This is a genomic window from Niallia sp. Marseille-Q9988, from assembly GCF_976954375.1.
In genome coordinates this window covers 294,687-309,479 of the sequence record NZ_CDRJSZ010000005.1, presented here as the reverse complement: position 1 = coordinate 309,479, position 14,793 = coordinate 294,687, and the positions used below count along the sequence as shown (strand labels likewise).

The following is a 14,793-nucleotide window of genomic DNA, read 5'->3' as shown; positions in this document are numbered from 1 at the left end:
AATATATTCCGTATTCTATTATAGACATTTCTGCTTTTTTAGAATCAGTATACACAGCAAAAAACCTTCTCATCCCCATGAAAGGGACGAGAAGGTTTTTAAAGGTTCCCGCGGTACCACCCTTATAGATAAAAAGAACTCTTATCCACTTAGACATTTTTTAACGGCAATGAACCGCCTTTTCTTACTTCTATTTCAGAAAAGGACTCAAGGGTGATTTTCAACTTCCAACTTATATCAGGCTTACACCGCCCCTGATTCGCTACTTTAAGTTTCACGGAAATCTACTATCCCTATCAACGCTACATGAATATCTATTTGTGAAAAATTATATTTCATCAATCCATCATTCGTCAAGACTTGGGAATTATTTTGTTGAATTTAATTCAGATGCATCTAATTCATATTCTAATAAATGATCCCAATCATCATTATTAAGCATATCTAATTGTGCTTCAATTAGCATTTTGAATCGAGTACGGAATACTTTTGATTGCTTTTTCAATTCTTCAATTTCAAGAGCAATCTTTCTAGCTTTCGATAGCGATTCATTGACAATGCGATCAGCATTTTTTTCTGCTTCTTTAATAATTAGTTTTGCCTCTTTTTGTGCATTTCGCTTAACTTCTTCGGCAGCTTCTTGTGCTACTACAATGGATTTATTTAACGTTTCTTCAATGTTATTATAGTGGCCGATACGGTCCGTTAACTCATTTAATCTTTCTTCTAGTTCTTTTTTCTCACGGATAATATTTTCATAATCTTTAATTACCTGGTCAAGAAATTCATTTACTTCATCTTCATCATAACCACGGAAGCCTTTGGCAAATTCCTTGTTATGAATATCTAACGGCGTTAATGGCATAAAGCCACCTCCCAAACTTCGATTTCTTTATGTATCATCCTAATTTCGACAGTATTACCGGATTTCCTGCATTATTTTTAAAAAATAAGAAGAAACGTGAAAAATAATGCTACTAAAAAATATTGTAACATATATAGACAATAAAAAAACTATGTTTTTTGTTTGCAGGAAAAATTATGGGACCTTATCTTCCTTCTTATTATCTATTTCAATTTACCTACCACTACCCTCCATTTATCTTTTTTCGTTTTTCCTTCAATGGATTTAATGGTAGCTCGTCCTTCTCCCCGAACAGAAAACACATCTCCTTCTTCACATATAAATGCAACATTTTCTATTAAAGTAAAATTCACTTTTACAAGTCCTTGTGCAATGTAAGTCTTTGCTTTTTCTCTTGAAAAATTATAGATTGCTGCAATTAGTGTGTCGAGGCGAAGGGAGGAAACAGTCGTCGTCATTTCTGTCCAATGTTCTTCTTTGAAAATTATTTTATCTAATGAAACTTCTGTTAGACTTATCTTCGCTTTCCCAATCGATTCAAGCTGAAGCCTTACATAATCCTCGACTTCTCCTGCAACAATGAATTGAATTTCCTCATCTACAACCAAAATATCACCGAATTTATTACGATTTAACCCAAGCGACATTAAGCTACCTAAAATATGGGGATGCTCAATAGTGACAAATTTCTTTGGATAATTCACTTCTAATAAAGTCAAGTTAAAATCCTTTATGTCTGCCTCGTAATATTCAGGGTATAGAAGTGCCCGTTTTCTTTCTGCCTGATCATGTCCTCCAAAAAATTGAAACTTTACCTCATGATGCTCACCAATAATCATACCGAGGACTTTTTGTTCTCTTGGATCTAAAAAATCGGTTAATTTCGGGGCATAGGTATTCTCGACATAGCTTCGCCAATTTTCTACTTGATCGATAAAGTCTCTTTCTTCAGGACGAAAATGTTGATAGATTGACATGTTTTTAGCTCCTTTTTTGCATAGAAAAAGGGCTATATTAGCCCTCTTAAATACTTATATAAACCACATTCCTAATTGCTGAATTCCCATTCCAGCAAGGTTTAAAACAAAGATAGCAACAATCGGTGAAATATCTAGCATACCAATTGGCGGAATAACTCTCCGGAAAACTTCTAAGTAGGGCTCACAGACTTTTGCAAGAAAAACACCAATAGATGTTTCGCGTGCACTTGGAATCCAAGACATTAGAATGTAAATAATTAAAGCATAGGAGTAATACTGTAATAATTTTGCTAAAACTAAAATAATAAATGTCATTCGTTGTTACCACCTCGTATTTTCGTATTCTGCATCCTGCAGGATTTGCGATATATTTCCTGATACTTCCACATTATCTGGCGTACATAAAAATATATCTGTACCAATTTTTTGAATATCTCCACCAATCGCATAAACAGTCCCACTAAGGAAATCTACTATTCGTTTACCTTGGTCCTTTTCAATCCGCTGTAGATTTACAACGACAGCCCGACGGTTTTTCAACTGATCTGCAATATCCTGTGCTTCTGCATATACCCGTGGCTCCACCAAAAATACTTTTGATGATTTTTGGATACTTTGTAGACTTACTACATTTTGGTTATTAGTTTTCGGCTGTTGAACATGTTGATTTTGCTGATTATGATAATTTTGCTGAACAGGCTGTTTATAATGTCTAGCAGGCTCGCTTGGCTCGTCTTGATAGTTAGCTTGCTCTTCTTCGTAATCTTCATCTTCTAAAAAAAAGAACGTTTTTATTTTCGATTTTATACTCATTTCACTTGCCTCCTATTTCTCGCTTCCTACTAAAGCAGTTCCAATTCTTATCATCGTTGCTCCCTCTTCGATCGCAATGGAATAATCATTCGACATGCCCATAGAAAGCTCTGTGCATGGAGCATATGGTAATTGTAATCCTTTTACATCTTCTTGAATGCTTTTTAATTTTTGAAAGCATTGACGAAGTAATAATTTATCTTCTGTAAATGGTGCCATTGTCATTAATCCAACTACTTGAACATTTGGATAGTTGGATAATTGTTTCACAAAATCAATTACTTCTTCTGGTTCCATTCCATGCTTCGATTCTTCTTTCGAAACATTAACCTGTACAAAACACTTTATGGTACGATTCGCTCTTTTATGTATTTCTTTTGCCAAAGATAGTCGATCCAAAGAGTGAATATAGTCTACATAATCTATAATACCTTTTACTTTTCTAGTCTGCAATGATCCAATAAAATGCCAAATTGGCTTGTCCTGAAGAACTTCATACTTTGCCAGTAAGCCTTCTTCACGATTTTCACCTAGATGAACAATTCCAGCATCTAACGCTTCTTGTGCTCGCTCTATTGTAACATACTTTGTCACAGCAATAAGTGTTATCTCTTCTGGATTCCGATTTACTTTTTCACACGCATGCGCAATTTCCTGCTTTATAACACTAAGATTATCTTTCACTAACATTTTCGTTTCCTTCTTCCTCTCTCCATCCAATATAACTCATCATTCTTCCTGTTTTCCCCTTATCCCTTCTATGAGAGAAAAAATAAGCGTCATCTTCATAGGTACAATAATTAGTTAGATGAATATTGCTTTCCAGCACTCCTGCTTCTAATAAAATCTGCTTATTTGCTTCTTGTAAATTCAGTCTGTATTGCCCCGGAGAAACAGTCGTATATGACTTCGCTTGAGAATGTATCACCATATCTATTTCATTGATGACTCGGTCATCCACTATATAATGACGATCTGTAATGGAAGGACCAATAACAGTAAGCACCTCATCAACAGGTATACCGTGTGAAGCAAATACATTGATCATTTCCCTAGCAATGCCTTTAACCGTCCCTTGCCAGCCTGCATGTGCAATCCCAATTGCCTTTGTAACGGGATGAATAAAATATAACGGAACACAATCTGCAAAACATAGAGTTAATAATATATTTTTTTCTAAAGTAAAAAAACCATCTGTATCCTTTAACGCACTTTCATAATCTTTAGCACCCATACCTAAATGATCATTTGTCACTTTGGCAATATGGACTTTATGCGTTTGTTCTGCACCAACCCATCGTTCCAAAGGAAACATTAACTTTCGCGCTACCTCATCGCGGTTAGCTATAACCGTTTCCTTCTGATCATTCACATGAAACGCCATATTTAAACTAGCATAATCGCCTTTACTTTTCCCATCATTTTTTGTTGTGAAACCAGCTAATAAATTTGGGAACTGCTGCTCCCATAAATCAAGATTGAAAAACTGTTTATTTTGTAAAGTAAAAGGTTCCATTATCTAACCCCATCTTTTTGTTTTAGTTTACCATATGGACCTATAATTGGTCACAGAAAAACATGATTTTCTTTGGAAATAAGATTGCATTTTATAAAATGGGGGTTATTTTTTCTAATCCGAGAATCTTCTAAATTAACTATGCTAATTGGTGGCGTCTTATTTCGTTACCTAATGGATAGCAAAGTCACTATTAGTTAAACTAGCACTCAAAACTCGCATGATCCATTTCTATAATTATTTATGCATTTTATTAAAAATAGCATTTTTCCAATAGAAAAGGTTAGACAATCATTAAAGTATCATACTTTAAGAAGTCTAACCCGCTATTCCTATTTTAGCTTTGAATATTTTTATTCATTTGTTTGATAGCAGCTTTTTCCAATCTTGAGACTTGCGCTTGTGAGATGCCGATTTCATCTGCAACTTCCATTTGTGTTTTGCCTTGGAAAAATCGCTTTCGCAAAATCATTTTTTCTCGATCATTTAATCGGCGCATTCCTTCTTTTAATGCCAATTCTTCCACCCATTGTATGTCCTTATTTTTTTCGTCACTTAATTGGTCCATTACATAAATTGGATCTCCACCATCATTATATATTGGTTCAAAAAGAGACACTGGATCTTGAATAGCATCTAACGCAAAAACAATATCCTCATGGGGAATGTCTAACTCTTTGGCAATTTCCTCAGCTGTCGGTTCTTTTGATGTTTTATTCATCAACCTTTCTCTGACCTGTAGTGCCTTATAAGCAACGTCTCTCAGAGATCTGGAAACCCTAATTGGATTATTATCGCGGAGATACCTGCGAATTTCACCAATAATCATCGGGACAGCATAGGTGGAAAACTTTACGTTTTGACTTAAATCAAAATTATCGATAGATTTCATTAGACCAATACAACCCACTTGAAATAAGTCATCCACGAATTCTCCTCGATTATTAAATCGTTGAATCACACTTAATACGAGGCGGAGATTTCCATTTACGAGACTTTCTCTTGCGGATATATCTCCCTCATGCATTTGCTTGAAGAGCAATCTCATTTCTTCGTTTTTTAACACTGGAAGCTTTGATGTATCAACACCGCAAATTTCTACTTTATTTCGAGTCAATCTATTTCCCTCCTCACAGGAGCTGCTGTACAAAAAACAGTATCTCCCCGAGAAGGAAAAATATGCATGAGAAGAATTTTTGTTAAATTTCCAATTTACGCTAATTTCAGTTGAAATTATGTGGGACAAGGATTTCTAAACGGAAAAATTTTAAACCATTTTATTAAATTCTTTTTGAAGTCTCTTAATAATTCTCTTTTCTAATCTGGAAATATACGATTGAGAAATGCCTAGCATGTCTGCTACATCTTTTTGGGTTTTTTCTTCTCCTGTTCCTAAACCAAACCGTAATTCCATGATTTGTTTTTCTCTTTTAGAAAGTTGATGTAATGCTTTTACCAAGAGCTTTTTATCCACACTTGCATCTAAATCCTTCGTAATAATATCATCTTCTGTTCCCATCACATCTGATAGAAGTAGTTCATTTCCATCCCAATCAATATTCAACGGCTCATCAAATGAAACTTCTGAGCGAATTTTATTATTTCTCCGCAAATACATCAATATTTCGTTTTCAATACATCTGGAGGCATATGTGGCAAGTTTAATTTTTTTCTCTGGATTAAATGTATTAACCGCCTTAATTAATCCAATGGTGCCAATACTAATTAGGTCTTCAATATTAATACCCGTGTTTTCGAACTTCCTCGCAATATAAACAACAAGACGCAAATTTCTCTCAATAAGCATCGAGCGAGCTGCTTGATCCCCTTTTGGAAGTTTTTCCAAAAGCATTTCTTCTTCTTCTTTCGTTAACGGAGGAGGCAGTGCTTCACTTCCACCAATATAAAATACTTCGTCTGTTTTCAATCCAATTTTAATTAAAAATTTGTACCAATAATAAGATAAGCGAAGCTTCCATTTCTTCATGTGCATTTCCTCCTTCTAAACGATGTTTTTCGTGAGTATAGTATATTAACTAACCTTTTCCTCCACTGATTTTTTCCCTAATAGCATTTTCGGATGAACAATACAATCAAATGCATCCTCAGCAGAGAGAACTTGGTTTGTAAACGAAATCAATCCTTTTTCAACAATAGTTACTTCCTGCTCTTTTTTCAACAGCAAAACATCTGGTTTCACTGCTATAATTAGTTGGTGATCCTTGCCGACTACTTTATATGGAATAATGCGCATCTTACTTTCCCACTCTGGAGCAATTGGCTCACTTCCATAAATAACCTGTTCTGGCTGCTCTGATAAACGAATTAATTCTGCCGGCATATCATTTCCGATATTCTTCAAGGAAACAAACATAACCGGAAGACGAGAGATTGGATCATATACTTGATTTCCGCTATCCACCAATCCCTTTACCGAAAACTCTTTTCCACCAATTTGAAAAATCACATCAATTATTTGCTCATATTGAATCTTTGTAACTTCAATCCCTTCCACATTTCTGCGTGAAAAGTACCAGGCAACAGGAAAGCCAAGAAGGACAAATAGCCAACTAATAGGATCACCAAATCCTTTTACACTTGCAAGAAGGACGGAAGAAGACAGTTGAAAATCAAACTGTATAAAATAATGGGCGCCTATCAATGTTCCTCCAATTAAAAAGGTAGCTAAGTAAAAAATCATCAACGCTTGAAGATAGGTGCGAAATCGCTTATATCCAAAAGCAGTTGCTACCATGATGATCGAAAATAGTAGCTTTGATACAGGATGACTTGTATAGGGACTAAGCGATGTGATGGATAACAAAATAATTAGGGAACCAATGAATCCTCCAAGCAAAATTCTCCAATGAATGATTTTTTTCTTTAAAAGAATTCCAGTTAAATATAGTAATAAACTGTCAAATAGAAAATTTAATAGCCATATTACATCTAGATAAATGGCCAAACATGTAACTCCTCCTCTCCTTCATCGAAGCTTTGTAAATGACTGACCTTATCCTTATTCATCTGCATTATAACTAGAAAGCAATCAAGATCCTCACAGTTCTTGCAAATGAAAAAGGGATCATCGCCAAAGCCACAAAAGAAGTAAATCTTCTCTCTATTAATCTGTTACGAAAAAGTATAACGTACTTGTTCTTGAAATTCTGTCACTTTCTGTAATCAAAAAATCAGAAATTTCCTCTATTTCTAACGGTTTTTGTCACTATATCTCCTAACTGAATATTTTTTAGTTCTAGCGAAATATTATCAGTTTTTTTAATAATTCTAAGCAATATTAAATGGAAAATGAGAAAAAGGGATAATGGATGAATGCAATTAAAAAGGGGATTTTTATAGCTAGCTTAAAAAATCTAGCCTGCAAAATAAAAAACCTCTCCATTATTGTAAAAATAACAGAAAGGTTTTTGCTACAGAAGTAATTATCTTCTGCGGTTTCTATTTCTTAAGAAGGTTGGGATATCTAAAGTATCCTCTGTTTGTTGTACGTTTGTACTTCTCGGTTGTTCTTTTTGAACATTTGGTTCTTCTCTTTTAGGTTCTCTAGTATTAGCTTGATTGCTGTTTTGGCTTGCATTATTGGCATTTGGCTTTAACCCTCCAAATCCAGGTCTGCCTTGCTGTGGTTGAGATAAGTCTTGGTTGAAGCCTGTAGCAATTACAGTAACAACTATTTCATCTTTTAAATTATCATTGATAACAGAACCAAAAATCATATTTACATCTTGATCTGAAGCTGATGCAACAATATCTGCTGCCTCTTGTACTTCATACAAGCTTAAATTCGATCCGCCAGTGATATTCATTAATACCCCTTGTGCTCCGTCAATAGAAGTCTCAAGAAGTGGAGAAGAAATTGCTTTTTTCGCTGCTTCAGCTGCACGATTTTCTCCAGAAGCAACCCCTATACCCATAAGAGCTGAACCTTTGTTTACCATAATAGTTTTTACATCAGCGAAGTCTAAGTTAATTAGACCTGGTGTTGCAATTAAGTCAGAAATACCTTGTACACCTTGACGCAATACATTATCTGCTTCTCTAAACGCTTCAAGCATTGGAGTTGATTTATCTACAATTTCAAGTAAGCGGTCATTTGGAATTACAATTAACGTATCCACTGCGTCTTTTAGTGACGTAATACCACTTGCAGCGTGGGTAGATCTTTTTCTTCCTTCAAAAGTGAATGGTCTTGTTACCACTCCGACTGTTAAAGCACCTAAGTCATGAGCGATTTGAGCGATAACTGGTGCAGCACCTGTACCAGTTCCTCCACCCATTCCAGCCGTTACAAAGACCATATCTGCTCCCTTTAAAGCCTCTTCAATTTGTTCTTTGCTTTCCTCAGCAGCCTTCTTTCCTACTTCAGGATTGGCACCTGCACCAAGGCCTCTCGTCAACTTGCCGCCAATTTGCATTTTTATTTCTGCTTTCGATAAATTTAATGCTTGTGCATCTGTATTCACAGCAATAAACTCTACCCCTTGAACACCATGTTCAATCATTCGGTTAACAGCGTTATTACCACCGCCACCTACTCCTATTACCTTTATTACAGCTAGTGAATCTATATTTGTATCAAATTCCAACATGACAAATCCTCCTAATTCGTCGATATTCAGCAGTATCGAACTGTCCGCATCTCAAGTCTTGGTGATATGGAGTAACATACCATTTAAAAATATACCTAGACTGACCCTAAACGACTCTCAGCCTTCTCGAAGTTCTTTTTATTAAAACATGTCCATCCTATTAAAGCCATTCATTAATCGAAGAAATAACCCATAAATTTCTTAAACTTTGAAGGTTCCTTCTCAACTTGTTTTTTCTCATATGCTGGTTTTTGGGTTGCTTGTTTTTGAACTTTTTCCCTATTTTCAGCAGGAACGGTGACAGGATTATGGATATTTCCACCTTGAAGTTTACTATTTTTATAGGAGAATTTAATTAACCCAACAGCAGTAGTATATTGTGGCTCTCTTACTCCAATATAATCAGGAATAGCAATTCTAACACGGCTTTGGAAAACATCTTGTGCCAATTCTAAAATTCCTTTTGTACTAGCAACCCCACCAGTTAATACGAATCCTCCTGGAAGATCGTATACACTGTGTCTCACTAGTTCGTGACCAACCAGTTCAAAGATTTCTTCTAATCTAGCTTCTATGATATCAGAAATCTCTAATTGATTAAATTGTTGATGCTGATCGCTTCCTATAATAGGAACACTAAATACCTCCTCTTCAGAAGCATGATCATAAAAGGCATATCCATACTTTATCTTGATTTTTTCTGCATCTTCTGTCGTAGTACGAAGACCAATCGATAAATCTTTTGTGATGTGGTCTCCTCCTATAGGAATTACACTAGTTGCTTTAAGAAAACCATTTTCAAATACAGCAATTGTGGTGGAACCACCGCCAATATCTATTAAAGCAACCCCTAAGTTTTTTTCATCTTTTGAAAGTGCGAAGGAGCCTGAAGCAAGTGGCTGCAAGGAAATATCCTGAATTTCAAGTCCGGCTCTTTCCACACATCTTAAGGTGTTATGTAGTATGGTTTTACTCCCTGTTATTATGGTACCTTCCATTTCCAGTCGTACACCTATCATTCCTCTTGGATCGGTAATTTCGTCTAATCCATCAACAATAAATTGCTTAGGAATAATATCAATAATTTCTTTTTCTGGGGGAATGGAGACTACTTGTGCTGCATCCTTTACCCTAATTACATCCTCAATTGTAATTTCGCGATTTTCACTAGAAACTGCAACTACCCCACGTGAAGTTTGCAGATTTACATGATTTCCCGAAACGCCAACAATTACTTGTTTTATTTCCATCCCAACCATTCTTTCGGCTTGCTCTATTGCCTGTCGAATAGAATGAACGGTTTCATCTATATCCACAATTGAACCTTTTTTTAAACCTTCTGATGGAACGATGCCTACACCAATAATATTTAAAGATTCGTTAATCATCTCGCCAATGATAACTTTTATGCTGGATGTACCGATGTCTAGACTTACATAAAGTTCATTGCTGTTCATTCTCGGGCACCTCCTTTTGCATTTTAAATAAAGTGAACAACAAATTATGTCATACAGTAGAAAAATAAAATTTTAACATTTTTATTAAGAAGTAACGTCTTCTATTTTCATCGTTTTTTGATATACATAAGATATAAGATAAATTTCATCTTTAACTATTCTATTGTATACCAGGCAACACCATATTTTCACTAAGTTTTCACTTAGTGTCAATAAGATTTTAGACTTTTTTACTATAAATAGGACTAATTACTTATTCATTAAAGGAATTTCATCATTCACTTTGACATTTCTATTAATATTTAAATTATTCGCCAAAACTAATATATTCCCTTTTTTCTCTGTCAACTTTTTTCAATTTTTTCGGGAGAATTAGTATTTGATTTCTTTAAAATAATACTTCTAATTACAGCAATGTTTTGAAATAGTCTCACACCAAATGCAAAAATCGCCGCTAAGTATAAGTCTACACCAAGATGAACACCTAGAAAAGCTAAACTTGCTGCAAGGACAATATTAAAAAAGAAGCCTGTTACAAACACCTTTTCATCAAAAATATTTTGCAGATGTGCTCGAATCCCACCGAATAAGGTGTCCAATGCTGCTAAAACTGCAATCGATAAATAATTCGCATATTCTTCTGGTACTTTTATATCGGTTAATAGTCCAAAGACAAGCCCAACAATCAACCCAAATATAGGAAGCCACATTATGAATCGCCTCCTTCATTTGTATTTGCAGGCTCCATATTATGGATAGTAACAGCCTTACTGTATGCTGGAATCGTGATTGCCTTCTCTGGCTTTTCTACATTTAATAAAAGATTGGAAACAAAAAATTCATCTGCTGATTTAGAAACCTTCATGTAGTTAAACAATTTTTCTGCAGTACTAGCATCTTTCGCTATTACCTTTATTTCAATCGGCAGCTGATTAAGGGGATTTCCATCCATTTTTAACACATTATTTATTTCACGGATAACAGTTGTATTCACATAGCGATTATCATTGATCGCTATCTCCTCTGCCCCATATAAATTCAACTCATTTACCAATCGCTGTAATAATTCAGATGTCACTTCTCCAGGTTCTTCCCCTAATAGAATTTCTGTATTAACAGATGCAATTTTTAAGATGATTCCATTTCCTGTTACTTCTGTTAAACCAGCTTCCTGCTTTAATTCTTTTAGCGTAACCTTTAATACCTCTGCTTTACTTTCAGAGGTTTCATTTTCATACTCATCTAATTTTGCGTTTATCGATCGAATTTCATTAATAAGCTGCAATTCTAATTTTTTTTCATTTATTAAATCTTCTCTTAGTTCCCATGTATCTCTTGTATCCCGTACTACCGGTTCTTTTATTGTCTGAAATTGTACTGCAATCATAAATCCGACAATAAGCGTTATTCCAGTCATTGTTATAAAATTCTTATTCAAAGCGCATCATACTTTCTACTCATCATACTTACTGTTAATTTACTTTCAAAGGTTCCATTTGAATCGACCGTTTTTTTTCCAGGCTAAATCTAACATTATCATTTACTAACAAATCTTTTACACCACCATTAATATTGATTGCACCTTCTAATACATCGCTATCACCGATTGCCGTAATAACAAATGGAGCAGGGTGTTGGTAACCATCCACTTCAATTACCGGTCCATTACAGAGAATATATGAATTATGGGATAGTCTTTGCCCGTTGATACTAATTGCTTGTGCACCTGAAACATATAGCTCATTAATCACTTTAAACACATGATGTTCATGGACCAAGTAATTATTCACACTATCTTCCTTTGGATTATATTCTCCATCTTCTAAGGTAATTTGCACCCCTTCTCCTTTTACAGCAACTTTTCCTAAATAGATACGATACTTTTGGGCATCTTCTGCTAAGTTAGAATAGGTATCTGCTTCATTCGAAAGATTCTTCTCTAATTGAACAAGTTTCTTTTGGGATTCCTTTAATTCCTTATAAAGATCGTTATTTTTTTCTTCCTGCTCTATTAATTCGTTCCGCAATTCCAAATCTCTTTCAAATTGGCTCTCACTAATTTCTTGCTTTTCGTCCTTTTTTGTATTTTGATACGAAAAGGAAATCATAAATCCAAGTACGAGAAAAACCAAGGAGAAGATAACATTTCTTCTTCTTTTATTAGTCTTCACTCTTCTTTTCCCCTTCCGAATCGAAAGCTTTGAAATAAGAACCTACTTCTAAATCAATTACTCCCTTTTTGTCTGTATTTAGCTGTGCAATAATGGATGGATAATGCTCCATTTTATCCGAAAAAGAAGATAAAGAAGCTAATACTTGATTTCCGTCATTCATATAAACGGTAACATGCCACTTATCGGTATCTTTAGGAGTATACCTTATTTCAGAAATCGCATTATACACACTTGCTGGAAGTTTACTTAATTCCTCCCCTATTTTCGTTATGACAGTGTCATTTTCGCTCTTTATATCTTTGATAATAGGAGCATCGTAGGGACTGTTTGTCATCGCTCTATCATGTAGCATATCACCATTTTCTAGAAGCGGAATAAATTCATTCTCCACTTCAAAGTAAGCAATCTTCCTATATTCTTTTACGTCAATTTGAACAGTATTTGGAATAGAGATGGAAACTTTTGCAGACTTCATTCCACCAGCATCTTTCAGTTTTGATGCTAACTGATCTTTTTTGATTGTCCAAATATTTGTTTCGGTTGTAATTCCACTCATTTTCTCTAAGTCTTCATAAGTATATAAATGATTCCCAGTAATTTCGATTTTTTTTACATGACTTAAAGGTGATTGGAAATAGATAACGCAAACGATGATAAGGAAGAATAGAAGGAGAAGGAAAATAAGTCGACGATTCGCCTTTTTTCGTCTCTGTTCTTTTAATTTTGGAATTCGATCTTCTAAAGAAACAACCTTCCCATTTTCCAAAAAATCACCCCGATATTTTTAAATAAGGAAATAGTAAAAAACCATTCAAAGGTTGTCCACCTTTTTATTCGCAAACCGAAAATTTGCTTTCTAATCAAATTTCCGATTTGCAATTTCCTACTTTTTCTTGTTATCGATAACTTCCTTCATTACATTATATAACCTCATTGCCGCATCAGGAATCCCTAGTTTTTTGGATGCCTCCTTCATACCTTTTAACACATTAGGATTCAGCATAATGGCATCCATTTCTTCCACTAATTTTTGTCCATTCATATCCTTTTCTAGAAGCATTTTTGCTGCTCCATTGCTTGTTAGTGCAGTCGCATTTTTTTCCTGATGATTGTTCGTCACATAGGGACTCGGCACAAGAATACTTGGAATACCGAGAGAGGTTAGCTCGCTTAGCGTTGTTGCGCCTGCTCTCGCAACAGTCAGGTCAATGCTTGTTAATACTTCTGGCATATTATGAACAAATGGCTTGATAATTACATTTTTAGGATTTCCTACTAACTCTACTTCTTTTTTTACCGCTTCATAATGCACTTCTCCGGTTACATAAAGTACTTGATATGGTTTATCCCCTAATTGGGGTAACGCTGTAATAACAGCATCGTTTATCGGTCTAGCACCTCTGCTTCCACCAACAATAAGAACAGCTGGGGTTTTCAATTGTAAGCCAACCGATAATCTTCCTTTAATGCCATCCTGATTTAACACTTCTGAAGCTCTAGGATTCCCTGTCATCACAACTTTTTCTTCTGGAAAATAAGAAGCCGCTTCTTCAAAGCAAGTAGCTACTTTATCAACATATTTGCTTAAAAATTTATTCGTTAATCCTGGAACACTATTTTGTTCATGAATGATGGTTGGTATCCCAAGCTTAGCAGCTGCATAAACAACCGGACCACAAACATATCCGCCTGTTCCTATTACCACATCTGCCTTAAACTCTTTTAATATCGCCTTACTTTTTTGTACACCAGCAATAAATCTCCAAACTGTTTTTAAATTTTCTGGAGACAGTTTCCGTTTAAAGCCTGTAATATGTATTGTTTTAAAGGGAATATTTTCCCTTCTGACTAATTTATTTTCTAGTCCTTGCTCTGTTCCAACATAAAGAAACTCAGCATCTTTCACTTCTTTTTTTATTTCGCGAATCAATGCTAATGCAGGGTATATATGTCCCCCTGTTCCTCCACCACTTACAACTATCTTCATTCTTTCCACCTCAAAATACTTCTCTTCTCTACTTTTGAAAAATATGTTATTTTTCTTTTCTTTTTACATTATAGCTTCAATTAATGAAAAACAGAAATAATCTTCTGCTATTTTCTAAGAATTTTTTTACTTTCCGGTCAACCCCCAACTAATAGATACCTTATTGTACTATATTTTAAACACCCTTTATGAATATCTTGAAATTGATAATGAAATGTAACACATTCCCCTTTTCCGCACCACTTTTTGTCATGATTGCAAAAAGTTTATCATATGTGCGAAAAAAATAAATTTTTGATATTCTCAGCTTTCTTATGATGTTTTTCAGGTAAACAAGCTATTTATTAGCTATGGTAAGTATTTATATTAATCCCTTATGGCTTATGTGTGC

16 protein-coding genes and 1 other annotated feature are annotated in these 14,793 nt (G+C 34.8%); all 16 genes read right to left on the bottom strand.

Annotated elements, in window-relative coordinates:
* Positions 1 to 79 precede the first annotated feature (79 nt).
* Positions 80 to 309 (bottom strand) — a binding site (T-box leader).
* Between the two features lie 58 nt (positions 310 to 367).
* The gene (locus tag ACWNMZ_RS11360) at positions 368 to 865 is read right to left on the bottom strand and encodes a DivIVA domain-containing protein (RefSeq protein ID WP_016201026.1); all 498 of its coding nucleotides are present in this window, start codon (positions 863 to 865) and stop codon (positions 368 to 370) included.
* 203 nt (positions 866 to 1,068) lie between these two features.
* Positions 1,069 to 1,842, bottom strand: a complete 774-nt coding sequence (locus tag ACWNMZ_RS11355) for a YlmH family RNA-binding protein (protein WP_031534327.1) — start codon at positions 1,840 to 1,842, stop codon at positions 1,069 to 1,071.
* A 54-nt stretch (positions 1,843 to 1,896) separates the two neighbouring features.
* Positions 1,897 to 2,160 carry a YggT family protein gene (locus ACWNMZ_RS11350; protein ID WP_031534325.1) on the bottom strand — a complete coding sequence of 88 codons (264 nt, stop codon included), beginning with the start codon at positions 2,158 to 2,160 and terminating at the stop codon, positions 1,897 to 1,899.
* Between the two features lie 6 nt (positions 2,161 to 2,166).
* Complete coding sequence (locus ACWNMZ_RS11345; protein ID WP_251627343.1) at positions 2,167 to 2,658, bottom strand: cell division protein SepF; 492 nt, start codon at positions 2,656 to 2,658, stop codon at positions 2,167 to 2,169.
* 12 nt (positions 2,659 to 2,670) lie between these two features.
* Positions 2,671 to 3,348: a YggS family pyridoxal phosphate-dependent enzyme gene (locus tag ACWNMZ_RS11340; protein ID WP_031534322.1), complete on the bottom strand. Its 678-nt coding sequence runs from the start codon at positions 3,346 to 3,348 to the stop codon at positions 2,671 to 2,673.
* Positions 3,332 to 4,174 carry a peptidoglycan editing factor PgeF gene (gene pgeF, locus ACWNMZ_RS11335; RefSeq protein ID WP_251627344.1) on the bottom strand — a complete coding sequence of 281 codons (843 nt, stop codon included), beginning with the start codon at positions 4,172 to 4,174 and terminating at the stop codon, positions 3,332 to 3,334. The genes ACWNMZ_RS11340 and pgeF overlap by 17 nt, the downstream gene beginning before the upstream one ends.
* 337 nt (positions 4,175 to 4,511) lie before the next feature.
* Complete coding sequence (gene sigG, locus ACWNMZ_RS11330; RefSeq protein WP_251627345.1) at positions 4,512 to 5,291, bottom strand: RNA polymerase sporulation sigma factor SigG; 780 nt, start codon at positions 5,289 to 5,291, stop codon at positions 4,512 to 4,514.
* A gap of 150 nt (positions 5,292 to 5,441) precedes the next feature.
* Complete coding sequence (gene sigE / locus ACWNMZ_RS11325; protein WP_016201019.1) at positions 5,442 to 6,161, bottom strand: RNA polymerase sporulation sigma factor SigE; 720 nt, start codon at positions 6,159 to 6,161, stop codon at positions 5,442 to 5,444.
* A gap of 45 nt (positions 6,162 to 6,206) precedes the next feature.
* A complete protein-coding gene (spoIIGA, locus tag ACWNMZ_RS11320) occupies positions 6,207 to 7,139 on the bottom strand; it encodes a sigma-E processing peptidase SpoIIGA (RefSeq protein WP_031534315.1) in 933 nt (310 codons plus the stop codon).
* A 478-nt stretch (positions 7,140 to 7,617) separates the two neighbouring features.
* Positions 7,618 to 8,784, bottom strand: a complete 1,167-nt coding sequence (gene ftsZ / locus ACWNMZ_RS11315; RefSeq protein WP_031534313.1) for a cell division protein FtsZ — start codon at positions 8,782 to 8,784, stop codon at positions 7,618 to 7,620.
* Positions 8,785 to 8,957: 173 nt separating this feature from the next.
* Positions 8,958 to 10,241: a cell division protein FtsA gene (ftsA, locus tag ACWNMZ_RS11310; RefSeq protein ID WP_235251091.1), complete on the bottom strand. Its 1,284-nt coding sequence runs from the start codon at positions 10,239 to 10,241 to the stop codon at positions 8,958 to 8,960.
* 344 nt (positions 10,242 to 10,585) lie between these two features.
* The gene (locus ACWNMZ_RS11305; RefSeq protein WP_031534310.1) at positions 10,586 to 10,951 is read right to left on the bottom strand and encodes a small basic family protein; all 366 of its coding nucleotides are present in this window, start codon (positions 10,949 to 10,951) and stop codon (positions 10,586 to 10,588) included.
* Positions 10,951 to 11,658: a DUF881 domain-containing protein gene (locus ACWNMZ_RS11300; protein WP_235251224.1), complete on the bottom strand. Its 708-nt coding sequence runs from the start codon at positions 11,656 to 11,658 to the stop codon at positions 10,951 to 10,953. The genes ACWNMZ_RS11305 and ACWNMZ_RS11300 overlap by 1 nt, the downstream gene beginning before the upstream one ends.
* A 55-nt stretch (positions 11,659 to 11,713) precedes the next feature.
* Positions 11,714 to 12,412: a DUF881 domain-containing protein gene (locus ACWNMZ_RS11295; RefSeq protein WP_235251098.1), complete on the bottom strand. Its 699-nt coding sequence runs from the start codon at positions 12,410 to 12,412 to the stop codon at positions 11,714 to 11,716.
* Complete coding sequence (locus ACWNMZ_RS11290) at positions 12,402 to 13,181, bottom strand: cell division protein FtsQ/DivIB (protein WP_031534303.1); 780 nt, start codon at positions 13,179 to 13,181, stop codon at positions 12,402 to 12,404. Before ACWNMZ_RS11290 ends, ACWNMZ_RS11295 begins: the two co-directional genes overlap by 11 nt.
* Before the next feature lie 117 nt (positions 13,182 to 13,298).
* Positions 13,299 to 14,402, bottom strand: coding sequence for an undecaprenyldiphospho-muramoylpentapeptide beta-N-acetylglucosaminyltransferase (gene murG / locus ACWNMZ_RS11285; protein ID WP_251627347.1), 1,104 nt, complete (start codon positions 14,400 to 14,402; stop codon positions 13,299 to 13,301).
* Positions 14,403 to 14,793: the final 391 nt, after the last annotated feature.

Excerpts from the sequence above, each read along its gene's own strand:
- ACWNMZ_RS11350 (WP_031534325.1), bottom strand. The coding sequence starts at position 2,160 with ATGACATTTATTATTTTAGTTTTAGCAAAATTATTACAGTATTACTCC.
- ACWNMZ_RS11345 (WP_251627343.1), bottom strand. The coding sequence starts at position 2,658 with ATGAGTATAAAATCGAAAATAAAAACGTTCTTTTTTTTAGAAGATGAA.
- ACWNMZ_RS11340 (WP_031534322.1), bottom strand. The coding sequence starts at position 3,348 with ATGTTAGTGAAAGATAATCTTAGTGTTATAAAGCAGGAAATTGCGCAT.
- ftsA (WP_235251091.1), bottom strand. The coding sequence starts at position 10,241 with ATGAACAGCAATGAACTTTATGTAAGTCTAGACATCGGTACATCCAGC.
- pgeF (WP_251627344.1), bottom strand. The coding sequence starts at position 4,174 with ATGGAACCTTTTACTTTACAAAATAAACAGTTTTTCAATCTTGATTTA.
- murG (WP_251627347.1), bottom strand. The coding sequence starts at position 14,402 with ATGAAGATAGTTGTAAGTGGTGGAGGAACAGGGGGACATATATACCCT.
- ACWNMZ_RS11355 (WP_031534327.1), bottom strand. The coding sequence starts at position 1,842 with ATGTCAATCTATCAACATTTTCGTCCTGAAGAAAGAGACTTTATCGAT.
- ACWNMZ_RS11360 (WP_016201026.1), bottom strand. The coding sequence starts at position 865 with ATGCCATTAACGCCGTTAGATATTCATAACAAGGAATTTGCCAAAGGC.
- ftsZ (WP_031534313.1), bottom strand. The coding sequence starts at position 8,784 with ATGTTGGAATTTGATACAAATATAGATTCACTAGCTGTAATAAAGGTA.
- ACWNMZ_RS11300 (WP_235251224.1), bottom strand. The coding sequence starts at position 11,658 with ATGACTGGAATAACGCTTATTGTCGGATTTATGATTGCAGTACAATTT.
- ACWNMZ_RS11305 (WP_031534310.1), bottom strand. The coding sequence starts at position 10,951 with ATGTGGCTTCCTATATTTGGGTTGATTGTTGGGCTTGTCTTTGGACTA.
- sigE (WP_016201019.1), bottom strand. The coding sequence starts at position 6,161 with ATGAAGAAATGGAAGCTTCGCTTATCTTATTATTGGTACAAATTTTTA.